Origin of the sequence: Dyella sp. GSA-30 (assembly GCF_027924605.1) — a bacterium.
Classification (GTDB): domain Bacteria; phylum Pseudomonadota; class Gammaproteobacteria; order Xanthomonadales; family Rhodanobacteraceae; genus GSA-30.
On record NZ_AP027042.1, the window covers coordinates 4,184,948 to 4,206,410 of the forward strand.

At 62.6% G+C, this 21,463-nt stretch carries 21 protein-coding genes; 9 read left to right on the forward strand and 12 right to left on the reverse strand.

Annotation, left to right across the window (positions count from 1 at the left end; translation table 11 throughout):
• Positions 1 to 76 precede the first annotated feature (76 nt).
• Entirely contained in the window at positions 77 to 892 is an 816-nt protein-coding gene (locus QMG46_RS17520) for an SDR family NAD(P)-dependent oxidoreductase (protein ID WP_281849137.1), read from the forward strand.
• A 91-nt stretch (positions 893 to 983) separates the two neighbouring features.
• Here the strand turns inward: QMG46_RS17520 and QMG46_RS17525 are convergent, their stop codons facing one another.
• The 5 genes from QMG46_RS17525 to orn all read right to left on the reverse strand — a co-directional run bounded on the left by QMG46_RS17525 (position 984) and on the right by orn (position 5,818).
• Positions 984 to 1,682 carry a VIT1/CCC1 transporter family protein gene (locus tag QMG46_RS17525; protein ID WP_281849138.1) on the reverse strand — a complete coding sequence of 233 codons (699 nt, stop codon included), beginning with the start codon at positions 1,680 to 1,682 and terminating at the stop codon, positions 984 to 986.
• 219 nt (positions 1,683 to 1,901) lie between these two features.
• Positions 1,902 to 2,837 carry an isopenicillin N synthase family dioxygenase gene (locus tag QMG46_RS17530; RefSeq protein ID WP_281849139.1) on the reverse strand — a complete coding sequence of 312 codons (936 nt, stop codon included), beginning with the start codon at positions 2,835 to 2,837 and terminating at the stop codon, positions 1,902 to 1,904.
• Between the two features lie 101 nt (positions 2,838 to 2,938).
• Positions 2,939 to 4,291 (reverse strand): phosphoglucosamine mutase, encoded by a 1,353-nt coding sequence (gene glmM, locus QMG46_RS17535; protein WP_281849140.1) that lies wholly within the window; start codon positions 4,289 to 4,291, stop codon positions 2,939 to 2,941.
• Positions 4,292 to 4,349: 58 nt separating this feature from the next.
• Complete coding sequence (gene folP / locus QMG46_RS17540; RefSeq protein WP_281849141.1) at positions 4,350 to 5,258, reverse strand: dihydropteroate synthase; 909 nt, start codon at positions 5,256 to 5,258, stop codon at positions 4,350 to 4,352.
• Positions 5,258 to 5,818, reverse strand: a complete 561-nt coding sequence (gene orn, locus QMG46_RS17545) for an oligoribonuclease (protein WP_281849142.1) — start codon at positions 5,816 to 5,818, stop codon at positions 5,258 to 5,260. The genes folP and orn overlap by 1 nt, the downstream gene beginning before the upstream one ends.
• 70 nt (positions 5,819 to 5,888) lie before the next feature.
• On the opposite strand from orn, the gene sbcB reads away from it, so the two are divergent.
• Positions 5,889 to 7,334, forward strand: a complete 1,446-nt coding sequence (gene sbcB, locus QMG46_RS17550; protein WP_281849143.1) for an exodeoxyribonuclease I — start codon at positions 5,889 to 5,891, stop codon at positions 7,332 to 7,334.
• Positions 7,335 to 7,341: 7 nt separating this feature from the next.
• The gene (locus QMG46_RS17555) at positions 7,342 to 8,028 is read left to right on the forward strand and encodes a DUF2461 domain-containing protein (RefSeq protein ID WP_281849144.1); all 687 of its coding nucleotides are present in this window, start codon (positions 7,342 to 7,344) and stop codon (positions 8,026 to 8,028) included.
• 86 nt (positions 8,029 to 8,114) lie between these two features.
• Here the strand turns inward: QMG46_RS17555 and QMG46_RS17560 are convergent, their stop codons facing one another.
• Entirely contained in the window at positions 8,115 to 9,425 is a 1,311-nt protein-coding gene (locus QMG46_RS17560) for an MFS transporter (RefSeq protein WP_281849145.1), read from the reverse strand.
• 166 nt (positions 9,426 to 9,591) lie between these two features.
• Between QMG46_RS17560 and aqpZ the strand changes: the two genes are divergently transcribed.
• Complete coding sequence (gene aqpZ, locus QMG46_RS17565; protein ID WP_281849146.1) at positions 9,592 to 10,296, forward strand: aquaporin Z; 705 nt, start codon at positions 9,592 to 9,594, stop codon at positions 10,294 to 10,296.
• Positions 10,297 to 10,348: 52 nt separating this feature from the next.
• Here the strand turns inward: aqpZ and QMG46_RS17570 are convergent, their stop codons facing one another.
• The 4 genes from QMG46_RS17570 to ligA all read right to left on the reverse strand — a co-directional run bounded on the left by QMG46_RS17570 (position 10,349) and on the right by ligA (position 14,695).
• The gene (locus QMG46_RS17570) at positions 10,349 to 10,753 is read right to left on the reverse strand and encodes an SMU1112c/YaeR family gloxylase I-like metalloprotein (RefSeq protein WP_281849147.1); all 405 of its coding nucleotides are present in this window, start codon (positions 10,751 to 10,753) and stop codon (positions 10,349 to 10,351) included.
• 1 nt (position 10,754) lies between these two features.
• The gene (gene epmA, locus QMG46_RS17575) at positions 10,755 to 11,729 is read right to left on the reverse strand and encodes an EF-P lysine aminoacylase EpmA (RefSeq protein WP_281849148.1); all 975 of its coding nucleotides are present in this window, start codon (positions 11,727 to 11,729) and stop codon (positions 10,755 to 10,757) included.
• Positions 11,717 to 12,229 (reverse strand): endonuclease domain-containing protein, encoded by a 513-nt coding sequence (locus QMG46_RS17580; protein ID WP_281852918.1) that lies wholly within the window; start codon positions 12,227 to 12,229, stop codon positions 11,717 to 11,719. Before QMG46_RS17580 ends, epmA begins: the two co-directional genes overlap by 13 nt.
• A 93-nt stretch (positions 12,230 to 12,322) precedes the next feature.
• A complete protein-coding gene (gene ligA / locus QMG46_RS17585) occupies positions 12,323 to 14,695 on the reverse strand; it encodes an NAD-dependent DNA ligase LigA (RefSeq protein ID WP_281849149.1) in 2,373 nt (790 codons plus the stop codon).
• Positions 14,696 to 14,766: 71 nt separating this feature from the next.
• On the opposite strand from ligA, the gene QMG46_RS17590 reads away from it, so the two are divergent.
• Positions 14,767 to 15,291 carry a hypothetical protein gene (locus QMG46_RS17590; protein WP_281849150.1) on the forward strand — a complete coding sequence of 175 codons (525 nt, stop codon included), beginning with the start codon at positions 14,767 to 14,769 and terminating at the stop codon, positions 15,289 to 15,291.
• A gap of 3 nt (positions 15,292 to 15,294) precedes the next feature.
• Here QMG46_RS17590 and rnk read toward each other — a convergent pair whose 3' ends face one another.
• A complete protein-coding gene (gene rnk, locus QMG46_RS17595; protein ID WP_281849151.1) occupies positions 15,295 to 15,708 on the reverse strand; it encodes a nucleoside diphosphate kinase regulator in 414 nt (137 codons plus the stop codon).
• Between the two features lie 144 nt (positions 15,709 to 15,852).
• On the opposite strand from rnk, the gene QMG46_RS17600 reads away from it, so the two are divergent.
• A complete protein-coding gene (locus QMG46_RS17600; RefSeq protein ID WP_281849152.1) occupies positions 15,853 to 17,328 on the forward strand; it encodes an MFS transporter in 1,476 nt (491 codons plus the stop codon).
• 61 nt (positions 17,329 to 17,389) lie between these two features.
• A complete protein-coding gene (locus QMG46_RS17605) occupies positions 17,390 to 18,583 on the forward strand; it encodes a cation:proton antiporter (protein WP_281849153.1) in 1,194 nt (397 codons plus the stop codon).
• Between the two features lies 1 nt (position 18,584).
• Here the strand turns inward: QMG46_RS17605 and QMG46_RS17610 are convergent, their stop codons facing one another.
• Positions 18,585 to 19,997, reverse strand: a complete 1,413-nt coding sequence (locus QMG46_RS17610) for a cryptochrome/photolyase family protein (protein WP_281849154.1) — start codon at positions 19,995 to 19,997, stop codon at positions 18,585 to 18,587.
• Between the two features lie 73 nt (positions 19,998 to 20,070).
• Between QMG46_RS17610 and QMG46_RS17615 the strand changes: the two genes are divergently transcribed.
• Both QMG46_RS17615 and QMG46_RS17620 read left to right on the forward strand, forming a co-directional pair.
• Positions 20,071 to 20,322 (forward strand): KGG domain-containing protein, encoded by a 252-nt coding sequence (locus tag QMG46_RS17615; RefSeq protein WP_281849155.1) that lies wholly within the window; start codon positions 20,071 to 20,073, stop codon positions 20,320 to 20,322.
• Between the two features lie 27 nt (positions 20,323 to 20,349).
• Positions 20,350 to 20,910: a DUF4142 domain-containing protein gene (locus QMG46_RS17620; protein ID WP_281849156.1), complete on the forward strand. Its 561-nt coding sequence runs from the start codon at positions 20,350 to 20,352 to the stop codon at positions 20,908 to 20,910.
• The last annotated feature ends 553 nt before the right edge of the window (positions 20,911 to 21,463 follow it).

Here is a 21,463-nt window from a genome sequence, read left to right on the forward strand (position 1 = left end):
TATAGGGTGCGTCCACATAGCAGCAACGCTGCGCACCTGCGAAGATCGTCGGCGCTCTTTCCACTCATGGATCCACATGTCCCAAGCACGACCGCTCAGTCTCGTCACCGGCGCATCCGCCGGCATTGGTGCCGCCTTTGCTCGTGCACTTGCAGCACGCGGTCATGATCTGGTGTTGACGGCGCGACGCGTCGACCGGCTCGAAGCGCTGGCTGAAGAGTTACGGGCGAAGCATGGCCGCAACGTCACGGTGATCGCGGCGGATCTCGCCGATCCCGCTGCATCGCAGCAGTTGTCCGACGCACTGGATGCGCAGGGATTGCAGGTGGACTGGCTGATCAACAACGCCGGTTACGGCGTGCCCGGTACGTTCGACAAGGTGCCGTGGCAACGGCAGGCGGATTTTATCCAGGTCTTGATGACGGCGCCTGCCGAGTTGATCTGGCATCTGCTGCCGGGCATGCGCAAGCGCGGTTATGGGCGAATCATCAATGTCGCTTCGTTGGCGGCACATGTGCCGGGGTCGGCGGGGCATACCTTGTATGCAGCATCGAAGGCTTATCTGGTGAAGTTCTCGCAGTCGCTTGCGCTGGAGAACCGCGGACATGGCGTGAACGTGTGCGCGTTGTGCCCCGGGTTTACCTGGTCGGAGTTCCACGACGTCACCGGCACGCGCGACATGATGAACAAGTTGCCGGACTTTATGTGGCAGAGCGCGGAGGAAGTGGTTGAACAAGGTATTGCAGCGACCGAGCGCGGTGATGTCGTGTATGTCACCGGGCGGGTGAACCGGTTTATCAAGGCATTGGTGAAGTTGATGCCGGACCGGATGGGGTTGTGGCTTTCGGGGCGGGAGTCGCGCAGGTATCGGGATTTGGGGCAGGACGGGTGAAGAGCTCGAATTGATCAAAGTTTTCGCGAGCACCCAGCCCCCTCACCCCAGCCCTCTCCCCCGGCCAAGCCAGGGGAGAGGGAGCAACTAGTTAGCCACCGATCCATTTAGCCAATAAAAACGCGGCTGCCGAAGCGATCCCGCCGACTACCACGGTCTGCAACGCGCCACGCCAAGGCTTGATGCCTGCGAAGTGTCCTTTCACGGCGCCAAACACCGCCAGGGCGATCAACGTGCAAACCACCGATACGCGCAGCGCGTCCGATAGCTCGCCAATCAGCATGTAGGGCAGCAACGGCACCAGGCCGCCGACGATATACGCACCGCCAATCGTCAGCGCGCTACGCAGCGCACGCCCTGGTTCCGGCGCTTCGAGTCCAAGCTCGTAGCGCATCATGAAATCTACCCAGGCTTCGTGGTTGTTGTGAAAGTGCGTGAGGATCGGCGCGCAAGCTGCACGATTGAGTCCGTACCGGCCGAAGATCTGCACGATCTCGCGTTCTTCTTCATCGGCAAGCTCACGCACTTCGTAGAGTTCACGGCGACGTTCGGCCGCGTAGTGGTCGGCATCGCCTCGCGCTGCCAGATAGCCGCCCAAGCCCATCGCAATGGCGCCAGCGGCGATTTCAGCGACACCTGCTACGACAACGACATGGCTGGCCGCCAGCGCACCGGACAGACCCGCTGCCAGCGCGAACGGCACCGTAAGACCATCGGCCATGCCGATGACGACATCGCGAACGGTGTCGGAGGCGGTGAAGTGTTTTTCGACGTGCGGCGTGGCGGGCATGGTCGGCGCTCCGGTGAGTCGCCGTCACTTTAACGTGCCGAGTGAAAACCCACGCGAGCGCAAAACACAATCATTGGCGTTTGCAGGTCAGGGTATCGCCGACGGTGAAATCCTTGCCCTCTCCCCCGGCAGAGCCAGGGGAGAGGGGGCATACAGAGGCAAGTTTGAATCGTGCGTGCTTTTGGCTCCCTCTCCCCTGACGCTGGTGAGGGGGGCTTTTTAGATCAACTTGATCTCACGCAACCGCTGCAACAGATACTCATGCGACGTAATCGACGTGTCGTAACGGCTGGGGTTGTCCGGCGTCACGCACTGCGGCACCGGATCGAGCACCACATCCGGGTTCGGATGCAGGAAATACGGCACCGAGTAACGCGGCTTGCGCGCATTCTCGTTCTGCGGGTTCACCACTCGGTGCGTCGTCGACGGATATACATGGTTGGTCAGGCGCTGCAGCATGTCGCCGATATTCACCACGATGGTGTCGCCCTCGGTGGTGATCGGCAGCCACTCGCCTTCGCGGCTGAGCACTTCCAGGCCCTCGGCGCTCGCGCCGACCAGCAGCGTGATGAAGTTGATGTCCTCATGCGCGCCGGCGCGCACGTTGGGAATGTTTTCTTCGGTGATCGGCGGGTAGTGGATCGGACGCAGGATCGAGTTGCCCAGATCGGTCTTGTCTTCGAAATAGTTCTCGGGCAAATCGATGTGCAAGGCGAGCGCACGCAATACACGCGAGCCCAGCTGATCGAGCGCCTCGAACAGGCCGTAGCCTTTTTCCTTGAAGTCCGGCACTTCCGACGGCCAGATATTGGGCGCCATCACATCGGCAAATTTCGAATCGCGCGGGATCTCGCGACCGACATGCCAGAACTCTTTCAGGTCGGCGTGCTTGCTGTCCTTGGCTGTTTCGACCTTGAACGGCGTATAGCCGCGCGCGCCGCCCGTACCCTTGAGGTGGTACTGCATCTTGACGTCGCTGGGCAGCGCGAAAAACTGCTGGAAGACGTCGTAGGCGCCATCGATCAGCTCGCGCGGAATACCGTGGCCGCTGATGCCGCAAAAACCGAATTCGCGATAGGCCGCGCCAAGCTCGGCGACGAAGTTGGCGCGATCGGTGTCAAAACGACGGATATCGAGAGTGGGAACCTTTTTCATGACATGTCCATAAGTTGGCGTGCGGTCGATGTAATCCGCCACCGCAGGGGCGGGGCACGTCGGGCCATTCCATGGCGACCTGCGGAACTCTTATGTCAGGTTCACAAACGTTCGGCTGCGGATTTTACGACAGCAGCCAGGGTGTCTGCCAAGTGTTTCACCTCCGCCTCGTCGGCGGCCTCGACCGTAACGCGTACCAGCGGCTCGGTGCCGGAAGCGCGCAATACCACGCGGCCACGGCCTTGCAGGGTCTGCTCGACCTCGGCCAGGGCCTTGCGCACCGCCTCGGTCTGCAGGGCCTCGCGAGCGCCTTCGGCGCGCACGTTCACCATCACCTGCGGGAACTTGTGTAGGCCCTGGCGTGCCTGGGCCAGGTCCTGGCCGGCGTTGGCCAACATTTCGAGCACGGCCAGCGCGGAGACGATACCGTCGCCGGTGGTGGCGCGGTCGAGGCAGAGGATATGACCGGACGTCTCGCCGCCCAGGATGCCGTCGTGCTCCTTGAGCTGCTGCAGCACGTAACGGTCGCCGACATTGGCGCGCACCAGCGAGACGCCAAATTCGCGCAGAGCCAGGAACAGGCCGTAGTTGCTCATCAGCGTGCCGACCACCGGGCCGCGCAACTGCCCGCTCGCGTGCAGGCTGCGCGCGAGCACGTAGAGAATGTCGTCGCCATCGGCCAGCACGCCGAAGCGATCGACCAACTGCACGCGATCGCCGTCACCGTCGAAAGCGATACCCAGATCGGCACCCTGCTCCACCACCGCCTTTTGCAGCGCTTGCGGATGGGTCGAACCGACGTCGCGATTGATATTGAAGCCGTCCGGCTGGTTGCCGATAGCGATGACCTCGGCACCCAGTTCGCTGAACACCTTCGGCGCCACCTGATAGGTCGCGCCATTGGCGCAATCGACCACCAGCTTCATGCCGCGCAGGCTGAAATCTTCCGGCAGCGTAGCCTTGCAGAACTCGGCGTAGCGCAGCACGCCGTCGACGCGCGTGGCCTTGCCCAGCTGCTCGGACGGCACGGTAATGAAGTCGGCTTCGATCTCTTCCTCGATCGCGTGTTCGATCGCGTCGGAAAGCTTCTCGCCCTGTGCCGAGAAGAACTTGATGCCGTTGTCGTAGTGCGGGTTATGCGAGGCGCTGATGACGATACCGGCCTGCGCACGCATCGAGCGGGTCAGAAAAGCCACGCCAGGCGTGGGCATCGGACCGAGCAGGCCGACGTCGACGCCAGCGGCGACCAGGCCCGCCTCGAGCGCGGATTCGAACATATAGCCGGAAACGCGCGTGTCCTTGCCGATCAAAACCATCGGCCGGCCCTTGACCTGCTCACGCTTGAGTACGGCACCGACCGCGCGCCCCAGGCGCAGCATGAAATCGGCGCTGATCGGCCATTGCCCTACCAGACCGCGAATGCCATCGGTGCCGAAGTATTTACGTTCACTCATGCTTACACCCTGCATATTTTTTGGGGAAATCGCCGGCACCCCTCCAGCGGGTTATGGATTATTCGTCGTCGGGCCAGCGCGGCATGGCCGGCCGATCATCGCGGCGCGGCGCCTGATCGCCCGCCTTCACCGCCTGCCATACCGCCAGCGCATCGACGGTGGCGGCGACATCGTGCACGCGCACCATGCGCGCACCGCGTTGAACTGCAATCAAAGCCGCCGCTACGGAACCGGCGGCACGTTCGGTGGGGTCGTCGCGACCGGTCAGCTTGCCGATCATCGATTTGCGCGACAGCCCCACATAAGCGCCGCTACCCAGGTCGCTAAAGCGCTCAAGCGCACGCAGCAACGCCAGGTTGTGTTCCAGATCCTTGCCGAAGCCGAAACCGGGATCGACCATCACCTTGCGTTTGTCGATGCCGGCCAGCTCGCAGGCGAATACACGGTCCATCAGGAAACGATGCACTTCGCCAACGACATCGTCGTATTGCGGTGCGTCCTGCATGCTGCGCGGCTCGCCCTGCATATGCATCAGGCACACCGGCACGCCCAGTTCGGCCACAACGTCGAGCGCACCCTCGCGACGTAATGCGTAGACGTCGTTGATCATGCCCGCACCGGCGGCCACCGCCGCACGCATCACCTCAGGCTTGGAAGTGTCGATGGAAATCGGCAGATCCGTACGCGCCACCAGCCGCTCGATCAGCGGCACGACGCGCGCCAGCTCCTCGTCGAGCGACACATCGGCCGCGCCAGGACGCGTCGACTCGCCGCCGATATCGAGCATGTCCGCGCCCTCGCCCGCCAGCTTCAAGGCATGCGCGACCGCTGCATCCGTATCGGCAAGCTTGCCGCCGTCGGAAAACGAATCGGGCGTGACATTGACGATACCCACCACACGCGGGCGATCGAGCACCAGCTTGCGGCCGGCGCAGTCCAGGACGGTGGCGAACAGATCGATCGACATCAGCCTGCGCCGCCTAGCGCGCCCATGTACTCGCGGTAATAGCGCAACTCTTCGATCGAGTCGCGGATATCCGAGAGCGCGGTGTGTGCCGACTCCTTCTGGAACCCCTTGCCGATCGATGGCGACCAGCGTCGGGCCAGCTCCTTGAGCGTGGACACGTCGAGGTTGCGGTAATGAAAGTAGCGTTCGAGGCGCGGCATCTGGCGATGCAGGAAGCGTCGATCCTGGCAGATGGAGTTGCCGCACATCGGCGATTTGCCGCTGGACACCCATTGCTTGAGGAAGTCGATGGTGGCCTGTTCGGCAATATCGTGGGCGTCGGTCGAGGTCAGCACCTGATCCCAAAGGCCGGAGCGGCGGTGCTGGTTGCGGTTCCAGGCGTCCATCCCCTCCAGTCGCTCGACCGGGTGGTGGATCGCGAAAACCGGCCCTTCGGCCAGCACGTGAAGGTCCTTGTCGGTCACGATCGTGGCGATTTCCAAGATGGAATCGGCGTCGGTATCGAGGCCGGTCATCTCCAGATCGATCCAGATCAGATTGTCGTCGTTCGCTTGGCTCATGCACCCTCCTGGACGCGCAGTCTAGCAGCAGGCGCCCCACCGATAGCTTGTCCATGCCATCATCGTGGGCATGCAGACGTTTTTATGGCACGACTACGAAACCTTTGGCGCCGATCCCTGGCGCGACCGACCGGTCCAATTCGCGGGTATCCGCACCACCATGGAGCTGGAGATCGTCGGCGAGCCGGTGATGTTTTTCGCCAAGCCGCCGCGCGAAATGCCGCCGAACCCCGAGGCCTGCCTGATCACCGGCATCACGCCCCAGCAGGCCGAGCGCGACGGTGTGATCGAGGCGGAGTTCGCCTCGCGAGTCCAAGAGCAACTGGCCCAGCCCGGCACCTGCGGTGTCGGCTACAACTCGCTGCGCTTCGACGACGAAGTCACCCGGCAGATGCTGTACCGGAATTTCTACGAGCCGTATGGGCGCGAGTGGGAGAACGGCAACTCGCGCTGGGACCTGATCGACCTGGTGCGCATGTGCCAGGCGCTGCGGCCCGAGGGTATCGTGTGGCCCACGCGCGAGGACGGCACGCCCAGCTTCAAGCTGGAACATCTGGCGCAGGCCAACCACTTGCAGCAGGAACGCGCTCACGATGCGCTGTCGGACGTGTACGCGTTGATCGATCTGGCACGCCTGATACGCGTGCGTCAGCCGCGCCTGTGGGACTGGTATTACGGGCTGCGCCGCAAGCAGAAAGTGTTCGAGCTGCTCGACACGGTGCATATGACGCCGCTGGTGCACGTATCGTCGCGATACCCCGCCAGCCGCCATTGCCTGAGCGTCATCGTGCCGTTGACGCCGCATCCGACGCGGCCCGGCGAGATCATCATCTACGACTTGTCGACCGATCCCGAAGAGCTGCTGGCGCTCGATGCGGACGATATCGCTGACCGCGTCTTCGTGGCACGGGCGGACCTGCCTGAGGGTGTCGAACGCATTCCGCTACGTACCGTGCGCGCCAACCGTGCGCCGGCGCTGGCGCCGATCTCGGTACTGAACGGCGTCGATCACGAACGGCTTCAGCTCAATCTGGAGCTCTGCCTGGCACATCGTGAAAAGCTGGTCGCGGCGTCGGGCTTGAACGAAAAACTGCGCGAAGTGTTTCGCCGCAGTACCGACCTGCCGCCTGCCGCCGATCCCGAATTGGGGCTTTATGGCGCCTTTCTACCCGATGCCGACAAGCGCCTGCTGGCCGATGTCCGCGCCACGCCGCCCGATCAGATGGGCGGGCGTACCTTCCCCTTTCGCGATGCGCGCTATCCGGAACTGCTGTTCCGTTACCGCGCACGCAACTGGCCCGAGACGCTGGATGCCGAAGAACGTCTGCGCTGGGACCAGTTTTGCCGCGACCGCCTGACCCGGCCAGGCCCCTTGACCGGGCTGACGCTGGACGACTACTTCGCGCAGATCGAGACCTTGCGCACCGATCCGAGCCGGCACGATAAGCTTGCGCTGCTTGACCAACTCCAGGCCTGGGGCGACGAACTCGCCTCGGGAATTGCCAACCTCGCCTGACCCGCCCATGCCCACCAGCTACTTCAGCCCCGCCACCTTCAAATTTCTGCGCGCGTTGGAACGCAACAACAACCGCAGCTGGTTTCAGGAACACAAGGACGACTACGAGCGCCACGTGCGCGAGCCGTTTCTCCACCTGATTACCGACCTGCAGGCACCGCTTGCCAAGATCAGTCCGCATTACCGCGCCGATCCGCGCAAGAGCGGCGGCTCGCTTTATCGGATCTATCGCGATACGCGCTTTGCCAACGACAAGCAGCCGTACAAGAACTGGCAGGGTTCGCGCTTCTTTCATGAGCGCCGCCATGAGATTCCGGCGCCCGCGTTCTATCTACATATCCAGCCGGGCGACTGCTTCGGTGGTGCGGGCATGTGGCATCCGGAACCGGACGCGTTGAAGCGTATCCGCGGCTTTCTTGCCGACAATCCCGAAGCCTGGAAGCGTGCCACGCGCAGCAAGGCGTTTCGCGATCACTTCACCTTCTGGGGTGAGTCGTTGACTCGGCCGCCGCGCGGCTATGACCCGGAGCACGAACTGATCGACGACCTCAAGCGCAAGGATTTCGCCGCCGGCGAGGGCTTTGACGACAAACTCGCCTGCTCCAGCGAATTGCTGCCCTGGGTGGTCGATACGTTCAAGCGGGTTGCACCGATGGTGGATTATTTGTGTGCGGCGCAGGAGTTGGATTTTTAGGTTCCGCGATCGACCCTGCCTACTTCGTCATCCCGGCGTAGGCCGGAATGACGAGTCAGGGAAGGTCACTGCAAGAAAACAACGCTTCAATTCACCAGCACTTTCCGCCGCACCATCACATACAGCGCCACCAGCATCGACACCACGGCGGTGATCGCCACGTAATGCGCCGGCGCCGTCTGCCCCGCGCGCTCAGCCAGCAAGTCGATCAAGGCCGCCGTGCTGGCACCAAAAATCGCATAGGCCACGTTATAGGCGAACGACAGACCCGAATAACGGATCGCCGGTGGAAATGCCGCCACCATCAGGCTGGGGATCACACCCACTGCACCGACGAGAAAACCGACCACCGGATACCAAGTAAGGAAGTGGCTGCCACCGGCCGCCAGATCGCCATACAGGCCATAGGTGCCCAGCAGCAACCCCAGCGAGCCGATCATCAAGGCCCAAGCCACACCGATACGGTCGACCAGCCAACCGTAGAAAATGCAGCCGACGGCAAGGCAGAACGCCGCTAGGCTGTTACCCAGGGAGACGTCTTCCTGCGCGATATGAAACGGCTTCTGCACAAGATTCGGCAGCATCAGGATCAATACCAGGATCGCCGCCGTCAGCATCCAGGTGGTCAGCATCGAGATCGCCACGCCGCCCAGATGACCACGCAACACGTTGCGCAGCGGCATCTCGCGACTCAGCTCCTTGCGCTCGCGCATCGCCGCGAACACAGGCGTCTCGCGCAACCAGCGGCGCAGCCATACAGCAATAAAGCCGAACACACCGCCGATGATGAACGGCACGCGCCAGCCCCAGTCCAGCATCTGTTCCGGCGTCAGCTCATGATGCAGCCACGCGGCCACCAACGAGCCGATCAGGATGCCGATGGTCAGGCCCGAAGTCAGGCTGCCACAGGCAAAACCGACGCGCCCCGGCGGGGCATGTTCGGCCACGAACACCCATGCGCCTGGCACTTCGCCGCCGATCGCCACGCCCTGGGTGATGCGCAGCAACAACAGCAGGATCGGCGCGGCGATGCCGATCTGCGCGTAGACGGGCAGCAGCCCGATCGCCAGCGTGGGCAAGGCCATCAGGAAGACGCTCAAGGTGAACATCTTTTTGCGGCCGGAGCGGTCGCCGAAATGCGCCATCACGATGCCGCCCAGCGGCCGCGCCAGATAGCCCGCGGCGAAAATGCCGTACACCTGCAACTTGGCCAGCCATGGCGCCGTGCCCGGCGGAAAGAACAGATGCCCGAGCTGCGCCGCCACAAACAGGAATACGACGAAGTCGTAGAACTCCAATGCACCGCCCAGGGCCGCAAGAAAAAGTGTCTTGATATCGGCACGGCTCAGCGATTTAGAGGGAACCACGTCGGGCGACAAAGGTGTTGCGGCTTGCATCGGACAAATCCTAAAGAAAGACCCGGAGGGCGAAGATACACTACTAGCTGACGTGACAGCCTTCCCTCCCTTCCCACTTTTGCTAGCCTAGCGCCGTCTCTTAAGGGGGCGTTCCGGAGGCAGAGCAAATCACCCTTCCCTATCGTTCGTTGCAAGGAGAGAACCGATGAGTATGGGCAAGCGTTTGACCGCCGAATTTTTCGGCACGTTCTGGCTGGTCTTCGGTGGTTGCGGCAGCGCGGTGCTTGCTGCGGCTTTTCCTGAACTGGGTATCGGTTTTGCCGGCGTCGCGCTGGCGTTCGGTCTGACGGTGGTCACGATGGCGTACGCCGTCGGGCATATTTCGGGCGCGCATTTCAACCCGGCGGTCACCGTGGGGTTGTGGACCGGCAGCCGCTTCCCGGCCAAGGACGTGGTGCCGTACATCATTGCGCAGGTTATCGGCGGTATCGCCGCTGGCGCCGTGTTGTACCTCATCGCCAGTGGCAAGCCGGGTTTCGACGCTGCGGCCAGCGGCTTCGCTTCGAACGGATATGGCGAGCATTCGCCGGGTGGTTTCTCGATGCAATCGGCGATCGTTGCCGAGTTCGTGCTGACGGCGTTCTTTCTTATCGTCATCAACGGCACCACGCACAAGCTGGCACCGACCGGCTTTGCACCGTTGGCGATCGGCCTGACCTTGACCCTGATCCATCTGATCAGCATTCCGGTGACCAATACCTCGGTCAATCCGGCACGCAGCACTGCCGTGGCGGTATTCCAGGGCGGCTGGGCATTGGGGCAACTCTGGCTGTTCTGGGTGGTGCCGCTGATCGGTGGCGCCGTGGGCGGCCTGATTTATCGCGGCTTGCTGGAAGACAAGAAAGCCTGAGCGCGTGGTTTCACGCAACGGCCCGCATCGTCGCGATGCGGGCCGTTGTCGTTTATGGGGTGCCTTGTTCGTACAGTTCGATCGGCAGGTCGTCGGGATCGGCGAAAAAAGTGAAGCGTCGATCCGTGTATTCGTCGATTCGGATCGGCTCGCATGCGACGCCCTGCTGTTGGAGGCGATGCACTGCGGCATCGATATCGTCCACGGCAAATGCCAGATGGCGCAGCCCCTGTGCTTCGGGGCGTGATGGCCGCGGCGGTGGCGAAGGGAACGAAAACAGCTCCAGCGCGACGCCGGGGCTCACTTCCAGATCGCATTTCCACGATTGCCGCGCTTCGCGATACACCTCGCGCACGATGCGCAGGCCGAGCGTCTTGCTGTAGAAATCACGCGAACGCTCATAGTCGGAGCAGATAAGCGCGACGTGATGGATCGCCTTCAATAAGGGTGGTGACATTTCAAGCCTCTGAGAAAGGGAACGCCAGCACGTCGGCAATCGCATCGCTGCCGGCAAGGCACATCAGCAGGCGCTCGATACCCAGCGCCACGCCGGCGCAATCGGGCATCCGATCGAGCACGGCGAGCAGACGATCGTCGACAGGGATTTCTCGCTGGCCACGTGTGCGGCGCATGGCGTTGTCGCGCTCGAAGCGGGCGCGTTGTTCGGCCGCGTCGTTGAGTTCGTGGTAGCCGTTGGCCAGTTCGTACTTGCCCAGGTACAGCTCGAAACGCTCGGCCATCGGCGGATCGCCAGCACGGATTTTCGCCAAGGCGCATTGGCTGGCGGGGTAATCGTGGATCACCGTGATGCGGTCGATGGGAAACGCCGGTTGCAGGACATGGGTGATCAGCAGGTCCAGCCAGTCATCGCGATTCAAGCCTTCCGGGTCGATCCGGTAGGGCTCGAGTGGCTCGCGCAAGGCATCGATCGGTGCATGCAAAGGGTCGAGCAGGAGTTCATCGAGGAAAAGCTGGCGATAGTTTTCGACAACGACTTCGGCGCGCCGTCCTGCCAGGGCCAGTGCCGCTTCCACCAGCGTGACGGTTTCCTGCATCAGACGTCGATGATCCCAGCCGATGCGATACCACTCCAGCATCGAGAACTCGGGATTGTGACGACCGCCTGCTTCGGCGTTGCGGAACACGCGACCGAGTTCGTAGCAGTCGCCGACGCCGGCGGCGAGCAGGCGTTTCAAGGGGAATTCTGGTGATGTGCGTAGCCAGCGTTCGCGGGCGCCGGCGTCGACGTGTCCGGTGAATGCCGTGCTGAAGCTTTCGATATTTGGATCGGTGTTGCCGGCTGCGGAGAGGATCGGGGTTTCGACCTCCAGCACATCCCGGTCGGCGAAGAACTTGCGGATCAGGGTGTAGAGGCTGGCGCGCAGGTGGAGAGCTTGCGCCTGGGTGGTCGAGTGTCGGGTTACGTGGGGCATTGGGGGAGTATGGCTTTGTGGTGCTTAAATTTTAAGAGCGCCCCCTCACCCCAACCCTCTCCCCCGGCAGAGCCAGGGGAGAGGGAGCCTGACTGAGGTAATTTCAGTGTTTGGCGCTTACGTAACTTAGCTCCCTCTCCCCTGGCTTCGCCGGGGGAGAGGGTTGGGGTGAGGGGGGGCTCTTGCCTCAGCGCACGCCAGATCTCACCCAGCACCGCATCCGTCCTGAGCAAGACATCGTCGTTCCAGAATCGCAGCACACGATACCCAGCTTCATTCAACCTAAGCGTTCGACGCCGATCATATTCAGCCTGCTCCACATGCTGACCACCATCCAATTCGATGACCAACCTGCGCTTGAAGCAACTGAAATCAACAATAAAACCCTCAACACGATGCTGCCGGCGAAACCGATAGCCAAGCTGCCCACCCCGCAAGCGATACCAAAGCCTGATCTCTGCATCGGTAGCAAGCTTGCGCAGCGATTTGACGTGATCCATAAAACCCCAGGGCACAAAAACATCCCTTAAGGCTTCTATGTTCCAGCCACCATCTAAAGCATCGCCCCACAACAAAACATGTAAGCCTCTCACCTACTCGTGCTTCTCCAACAACGCCACCAGCGCCGCCTCATCCCAAACCTCCACGCCCAGCTCCTGCGCCTTGTCCAGCTTCGACCCGGCCGCTTCACCGGCAACGACAAAGCTGGTCTTCTTGGATACCGAGCCCGCCACCTTCGCACCCAGGGCTTCCAGGCGCTCTTTGGCCTCTTCGCGACTTAGCGACGACAGCGTGCCGGTCAGCACGATGGTCTGGCCCTCAAGTGGCGCGCTTTCCGCAGCAGCGTGCTTGGGGATGGCGTCGAGCAACCGGTGCATGGCCGCTTCGGCCTCACGCAGCGGCGTCAGCGATGCCTTGTCGGCCAGATAGGCCTCAAGGCCGGACGCCGCCGCCTGTGGTAACCCGGCGACGATCCAATGGGCCGAGCCCCCGGCGATCAACTTGTCCAGCGTCGGGTAATGCTCCGCCAGCAGGCGCGTGCTCTTGGGACCGAGCTTGCTGATCTTTGCATTGTCGAGCAGTACCGACAGGCTCAACTGCTTGCGCAGCTTCGGCGATGGCGTGCTCTCGTCGCTGAAGGTAATACCCGCAGCCAGTAAGGCATCCACGACCTGCTGATTGCCTTCTTGCGCAAAGAACCCTGCAATGGAGTTGGCCACTTCGCCGCCGATATCCGGCAACACAAGCAACACCGGCTCGGGCATCGCACGGATGATATCCAGGCTCCCGAGCCACGATGCCAGCGTCTTGGCCGTGCTTTCGCCGATATGCATGATGCCCAGGCCATAGAGAAAACGCGGCAAGGTGGTGTGCTTGCTGGCCTCGATCGCCTCGATCAGATTCTCCGCCCATTTGGTGGCGATCTTGCCGGCCTTGACGGTTTCCGGCGTACTGCCGTCGCGCTCGTCGGCACGACGTTTCATTTCGAGGAAATCGTCGAGCGTGAGCTTGTACAGATCGGCCGGCGTGTGCACATAGCCGAAGTCGACCAGGGCATCGACGAAGCGCTCGCCAATGCCTTCGATATCCATCGCGCGACGCGCCGCGAAGTGAATCAGGGCCTCCTTGCGTTGCGCTGCGCAGATCAAACCGCCCGAGCAACGCCACGCCGCCGCGCCCTCTTCGCGCAGCAAGGCCGAATCGCAGATCGGGCAATGCGTCGGCATCTGCCAGGGTTTGGTATGCGCGGGACGACTTTCGGGTACCACGCGCACCACTTCCGGAATGACATCGCCGGCACGGCGCACGATCACCGTATCGCCGACCCGTACATCCAGACGCGCAATCTGGTCGGCATTGTGCAGCGTGGCATTGGTGACGGTGACACCACCGACCTGCACCGGCGCCAGACGTGCTATCGGTGTTGCAGCACCGGTGCGGCCGATATTGATCTCGATCGCCTCCACCGTCGTGCTCTGTTCCTGCGCCGGAAACTTGTGCGCGATCGCCCAACGCGGCGCACGCGACACAAAACCCATCTCGCGCTGGCCGGCATAGTCGTCGAGCTTGTAGACCACGCCGTCGATGTCGTACGGCAGGCTGTCGCGCTTGGCGCCGATGCGCTCAAAGTACTTGATCAGCCCGTCGAAGCCTTTGGCCGTGCTGACTTCAGGCGACACGGGAAAGCCCCACTCGCGCAACAACTTGAGTGTCTCCGAATGCGTGGGCGGCAGGCTGGCGCCTTCGACCACGCCGACGGCGTAGGCAAAGAAGCTGAGCTTGCGCCGCGCGGTCACGGCCGGATCATGCTGACGCAGGGAGCCGGCCGCACCGTTGCGCGGATTCGCCAACGGCTTTTCACCCGTGGTGCGCGCACGCTCGTTGAAGGCTTCGAAGTCCTTGTGCAGCATGATCACCTCGCCGCGAACTTCGAGCACGCGCGGCCAGCCCTGGCCACGCAGGCGCAACGGAATCGCGCGCACGGTGCGCAGGTTGGCGCTCACGTCCTCGCCCGTTTCGCCATCGCCGCGGGTCGCGCCCTGCACGAATAAGCCGTCCTCGTAGCGCAGGCTGATCGCCAGGCCATCGAGCTTGGGCTCGACCGAAAACACCGGGTCACGCCGGTCCAGCGTCTGCTCGATGCGACGTTCGAACTCGGCCACCTCGTGGAAGCGTTCACGCGTGGTGTCGCCGGGCTGCTCGAAGGCATTGCTCAGGGACAGCATGGGTATGGCATGGCGCACTTCGGCGAAACCGCCTTGCGCGCGGGCACCGACCTTGCGTGTTGGCGAGTCGGGAACCGCGAGCTCCGGATGCGCCGCTTCGAGCGCCTCCAGCTCGCGCATCAAGGCATCGTATTGCGCGTCGGGGATCTCCGGATCGTCGAGCACGTGATAACGATAGTTGGCGTGTTCGAGCTGCGCGCGCAGGTCGGCGGCTCGGGTCTTGGCGTTGGGCTGGCTCATGCGATGGTCCTCATGCCGCCGAAGTTTAGCGATTTGATGCGCGCCGTCACATGCCGGCGATGCGAAAGCCCGTGGCGAGCCATTTGGCCTGCCGCTACCATCCCGTGATGGATACCGATACGCAGCTGAACCTGGAAGACGACGAAGTCGCCCTTGGCCTACCCTTGGTATTACGAGGCAAACGCGGCGCAGGCATTTTCGCCGCACTTTTGTGTGCAGTCATGTCCGGCGCAGCCGTGTGGATCTATCGAGACGAGGGCGGTTGGGGCGCACTGGCATGTGCTGTTCTGTTCGCCCTCCTTGCCGCGCTGAGCTTGTTGGGCCGCCTGATCCCGGCTTCCCTGCGCATCGACGAAGAAGGCTTCTCGGTCAGCAGCGCGTTGCGCAAAGGCGTTTCGCGCCGCTGGACGGAGATCGAGTCGATCGGCCTGCAAAACGTCGGTCACCAGGCCAGCATCGTTTATCAGGTCAAGCCCGGCGTACAGCGGATGCGCGTGCCGGGCGGTTACATGTTGCCATCCCGCTTCGAAATCCCCGCCCCAGTGCTTGCGCAGATGATGGAAGCCTGCCGCCAACAGTTCAGCCAAGGTGGTTGAAGCTCAGCGATGCAGATCGCCGGCAGCTTCGGGCTGGTAGCTGATATCCAGTACACGCAGGCGGCGCTCATGCCCATCCGGAGTGGGCCAGTCGATATGCTGGCCCTTGGCCAGCCCCAACAGCGCGCTGCCCACCGGTGCCAGGATCGACACCGTGCCGGCCGCGCCGGCGGCGCTCGGATAGACCAGGGTCACCGTGGTCGCGTCGCCGGTGGCTTCGTCTTCGAAAGTCACGCGTGAGTTCATCGTCACGACGTTCGCCGGGATGGCCGCAGGCTCGACCACCTCGGCACGGGCCAGCTCCGAGGCAAGTGCTTCGTGGCGTTCGGCTTCGGCGAGCGGCATCTTGTCCAGCAAGGCTTCGAGACGTTTCAGGTCGAGGCTGGACAACAGAATGGGCGGTTTGGGGATAGTCATGGGGTGCTTTTAATCCTTTAAGCGTGGTGTCGGCGCGACGATGTACACACGCGTGGCTGTTCTGCGGCCACGATGAAAAGCGACTGACTTTGGTCGCGCTATCGAAAAAAATCAAGCTGCCGTAGCAGCTATCATAGGCGGGTCATGTCAGATGAAACCGCCGCCGCTGCGGAACTCCCCGCCTCCGCCCCTGCTGCCGTCGCCGCCAGCACGCCGCCCGGCACCAACCCCGTGCCTCCTGGTCACAACGACTACGCCGGCCATCGTGGCCTGATCTGGCTGGTAGCAGCAGCCTTCTTCATGCAGGCGCTGGATTCGACCATCGTCAACACGGCGGTTCCAGCCATGGCCGATGCCTTGCACGTCACGCCGCTGGGCATGCGCACCGCGCTGACCAGTTATGTGTTGACCCTGGCGATCTTTATCCCGGCCAGTCCCTGGCTTTGCGACCGCTTCGGGACGCGCCGTGTGTTTTCCGTAGCCATCGCCGTCTTCACCATTGGCTCCCTGTTGTGCGGCATGGCGCAGTCCCTGCCCCAGCTGGTCGGCGCGCGTGTCTTGCAGGGCCTGGGCGGTGCCGCGCTGATGCCGGTGGGTCGCTATGTGCTGGTTCGCAGCATCGACAAGCGGGATTTCGTGCGGGCGATGAGCACGGTCGCCACGGTGGGGCTGCTCGGTTCGGTACTTGGTCCGTTGCTTGGCGGCGCACTGGCCGAATTCGCGTCGTGGCGCATGATTTTTCTCATTAACGTGCCGGTGGGCATCGCCGGCATGTGGATGAATCGCCGGTTCATGCCCGACTACCGGCTCGATCACGCCCATCGCTTCGATCTGTTCGGCTTCCTGCTGTTTGCCGCCGCCTCGGCCATGCTGCTGACCGCCTCGGAGCTGGCCGGTGGCGTCGGCCAGTGGCCGAAGATCGGCCTGAGCGCCTTGCTTGCGGTGGTTTTTGGCGCCCTCTACGTCTGGCATAGCCGCCGCACCGAATATCCGGTGCAGGACCTGACACTGCTGCGCATCCGCAATGTGTGGGTAGCGATCGCGGGTAATTTGTTTACCCGGCTGGGCGTGTCGGGCATGTTCCTGCTGGTGGTGCTGTTCCTGCAGGTCGGCTGCGGCTGGTCGCCGTTGATGGCGGGCCTGATGATGGTGCCGCAGGCGGTCGGCTCGATCAGCGCGAAGTGGGCGATCAACCGCCTGCTGATCCTGATGGGTTACCGACGCTTGCTGCTGTCCAATACCCTCATCGTCGCCGTGCTGCTGGCGTCGTTCGCCCTGCTCGGCCGCGGTTCGCCGATGTGGGTGATTGCGCTGATGATGTTCTTTTACGGCGCTTTCATGGGGCTGCAGTACACCGCGATGAATACGCTGGTGTATCAGGATCTCGACGTGAAATACGCCTCGATGGCCTCCTCGATGGCCTCGACCGCGCAATACCTGTCGATGAGTTTCGGCATCGCACTGGCGTCATTGCTCATGGAAGCACTGCTGCAAGGCGACGCGCACGATGACTATGTGGCGGCCTTCCGCTGGACAGTGGTCCTGCTGGCCGTCATCACCGCTGCCGCCAGCCAGATCTTTGCGCAGCTGAAAAAGGATCGCGGACAGGCCGCTCGTTGAGGCACAGCTCGGAAAGAGCATGTACGATTCAGCTTCATGGACTGAATCGAAGAATCCTGCGATGCATGCTGCCGACATCCTGCTGACCCTTTTCATCGTGTTTCTTGCCGCGCAGATCGGCGGCGAGATCGCGCAACGACTGAAACTGCCCGGCGTGGTCGGCGAAATCGCTGCCGGTTGCGTGATCGGGCCGTCGTTGCTGGGCTGGATCAAACCGGAAGAAATCCTCGCCGGCACCCCGCTCGATGTACTCGCCGAAATCGGCGTCGTACTGCTGCTGTTCTCGGTGGGCCTGGAAACACGCCTGGAAGATCTCAAGCGCGTGGGCAAATCGGCCGTCCTGGTCGGCGTGCTCGGTGTGTTGATTCCGTTCGGCATGGGCAGCCTGTGGGCGCATGGCTCGGGCTTCGACTGGGGCAAATCGCTGTTTGTCGCGGCCGCGTTCGTCGCCACTTCGGCCGGTATCACCGCGCGCGTGCTGCAGGAACTGGGGGTGCTGCAGCGCACGGAGAGCAAGGTGATTCTCGGCGCCGCGGTGATCGACGACATTCTCGCGATGCTGCTACTTGGCGTGGTGACGTCGCTGCAAGGCGGCGAAGGTTTCAACATCACGCATCTATTGATGGTGCTGGCCGGCGCGATCGGCTTTATCGCTGTGATCGGCCTGGGCGGCGCCAAGGTGATGCGCTGGAATTCGTCCTGGCTGGATCGCCCGACCAACCCGCAATCGCCGCTGTTGATCGTACTGGCGCTATGCCTGGGCCTGGCTTATCTCTCCACGCTGTTCGGCCTGGCCGCGATCATCGGGGCCTTCCTCGCCGGCATGATCGCCTCGGAAACGCGCCAGCAGCACACGCTGGAGAAACAGGTCCAGCCGCTGCTCGCCCTGCTCACGCCGTTCTTCTTCGTGATCACCGGCAGCAAGATCGACCTGCACCAGCTGGCCAACGCCGAGGCCTTGTGGATGCTCGCGATCGTGACCGTGATCGCCATCATCTCCAAGCTGCTGGGCGGTTATCTAGGCGCGTTGTCGCTGGGCCAGCGCGGCGCGGTGATCGTCGGCTTCGGCATGGTGCCGCGTGGCGAGGTGGGCGTGGTGATCGCCAGCCTGGGCCTGACGGCCGGCGTGTTCAACGATCGCATCTACGCCATCATCGTGGCGATGTCCCTGCTCACCGCGATGGTCACGCCACCTGTCCTTGCCGTTTTGCTCAAACGCCAGGACAAGGTGCAGACACCCGACGTCGTCGGTTGAATCAGCGCATGGCGTGATACGCGCTCAGCGCGTTCTGCCGCGATGCCGATAGATCGATCATCGGCGCCGGGTAACCGGTGCGCTTGAGCAGACCCGGATCCGTCCACGGTTCGTACAGTAACTTGTCCGACGCCTCGGCGAGTTCGGGTAGCCAGCGGCGCAGATAAGCGCCTGTCGGGTCGAACTTGCGCGCCTGCGTGACCGGGTTGAACACGCGAAAATATGGCGCGGCATCCGCGCCGGAGCCAGCCACCCACTGCCAGCCCATGGTGTTGTTGGCCAGGTCCGCGTCGACCAGGGTGTCCCAGAACCAGCGTGCGCCATGCTGCCAATGTTGGCGCAGGTTCTTGGTCAGGAAGCTGGCTGCGATCATGCGTACGCGGTTGTGCATCCAGCCCGTGTGCCACAGCTCGCGCATACCTGCGTCGACCAAGGGGATGCCGGTTCGCCCCTGCTGCCATCGCCTGAGCTGCGTTTGATTGGCTTTTGCCCACACGAAACGGTCGAAACCGGCGTTGAAGTTCTCTTTTGGCGTGTTCGGAAAATGGTAGAGCAAGTGATGCGCAAACTCGCGCCACCCCAATTGACGCAAGTAAGGCTCCAGATCGGGGCGGCGCTTGAGATCGCGCCGCTGCGTGCCCAGGTGTAGGGCGTGATGAATCTGCCGCGGTGAAATTTCACCAAAGTGAAGATGCGGCGACAGCCGGGAGGTGCCATGCCGCGATGGGATATCGCGCCCGTTCGCATAGTCGTTCAGGGCATCGTCGGCGAAGAGTTCCAACATCGACTGCGCCCCGGCTTCGCCCGGCGTCCATGCCTCGCGCATGCCCGCGTCCCAGGCGATATGCGGCAGCAGATCCAGCGCCTCGATCGGCAGGCTGCCGGACATATCCGCCACGCGCAGGGGCGTGGGTACGGGCAACGGCGTCTCCAGGGTGAGCTGCGGACGCAGATTTCGCCAGAACGGCGTAAACACGCGGTAGGGCTGCCCTTGCTGAGTGGCTATGTCCCAAGGCTCGCACCACAAGGCAGCGTTGAAGCTGCGCACCTCGATTCCTTCGGCACGCAAGACTTTCTTGATATGTGAGTCACGTGCAATCGACGCCGGTTCATATAAACGGTTCCAGTAAACCGCAGTTGCGCCGCTACGGTGAATCGTCTCACGCAGGACTGACAACGATTCGCCACTGCCGATATACAGATCGGCACGGTGCTTTCGCCACGCCGCCCGCAACGATGACAGTGAATGATGCAGCCACCAGCGACCGGCTGCTCCCGCCGCCCAGCCTCCCTCTTCCCCCGGCGCGTGGATATACAGCGGCAATACGCGTTCATGCGAGGACGCGGCCGCGTGCAACGCAGGATGGTCGGCAAGACGAAGGTCGCGGCGAAACCAGACGATGGCAGTAGTCATCGGTGCAGTGTAATGACGCAGAAGGCGTTATTGCAGTTCTTAAAACAGGGCCATGAACGACGGAGTCGAACCCATGACTGAACGTGAAGAAACCTCCAGCAAGCCTTTACGCGGTTTCGCCCGGCTGAATGCCGAGCAACGCGCCCAGATCGCCCGCAGGGGCGGCCTGGCGGCCCATGCGAGTGGTCACGCACACGAATTCGACACGAAAGAAGCACGTCAAGCCGGGCATAAGGGTGGTGAAGCCGTCAGCGCGAATCGTCAGCACATGGCCGAGATCGGCCGCAAGGGCGGAAAAGGACGGCGAAAGCGCGTGGAGAACTAGCCACCCCGGAGTCAAAGGAGATGTCCCATGCTCAAATCCGGTGCCATTGGACTTACTCTTTTTATCCTCCTGTCGGCAGGTTCATCGCTATGGGCCATAGCGCCCATAGCGATTGCCCAGGTAAGCCATGCCAGCGATATGGCGACGCACGGCGTCGGCAATGGCGACCGCCAGTTCCTGCAGCAGGCGGCTAACGATGGAGCCGCAGAAGTTTCACTTGCGCAATTGGCGCTCACGCAAGCCAGTGCGCAGCAGACAAGGCAATTGGCCCAGCAACTGCTGGATGACCATATGCAGATCGATCGTGAACTGGTCACGCTGGCCAATCTCAAACAGGACGCCGAACCAGCCAAACCGCCGGCGACGGCCAACGATACACAGCAGCAACTGGAAGGCCTGCACGGCAACGATTTCGATCGCGCCTATGTCGACGACATGGTGCAGTCGCACCAGCGCGCAGTAGAGCTGTTCGCGAAAACGGCGCGCAACAGCACCGATCCCGATATCAGACACTTTGCGCAAACCAAGCTACCGATCCTGCAGCACCATCTGGCACTGGCACGCGAGCTTGCCGATCATGACCGCTGAGATAGCTGCTGTCAGTGGTGCTCACTCATGCCATGAGGCGCACTGCATGCTCACGAATGCACATCTTCCCAACGAAATTCCACCGCCCAGCCCACCAATGCCACCACCGCCGAACGTACCGCCAGAACCGGGCCCTGCGCCTGGCCCGCCACATCCTGAATTACCGCCTGAGGTTCCACCCGGCGCACCGCCGGAAACGCCACCGCCGTCCGAGCCGCCCATGCCAAACCCGGGCGAACCGCCGCCGGTGGGCGATCCGGTGCACTGAATCGATGAGGTCAAACCATCGCCATGCCATCATCAAATAATGAACAGGCACGCTGTCTGCAAACCCTGCGCGAACGGCTGCAGAACGATACGGATGTTCGTGGCCGATCAAGGACATTGAGAATCGGCTGGATGTTGAGTATGGCGAGACGGATATTCCTCGTTAGGATTAAAAGCCCCCCTCACCCCAGCCCTCTCCCCCGGCAAAGCCAGGGGAGAGGGGGCTGACTGAGGCAGGCTTCAACGTTGCGTGTATTTGGCTCCCTCTCCCCTGGCTTTGCCGGGG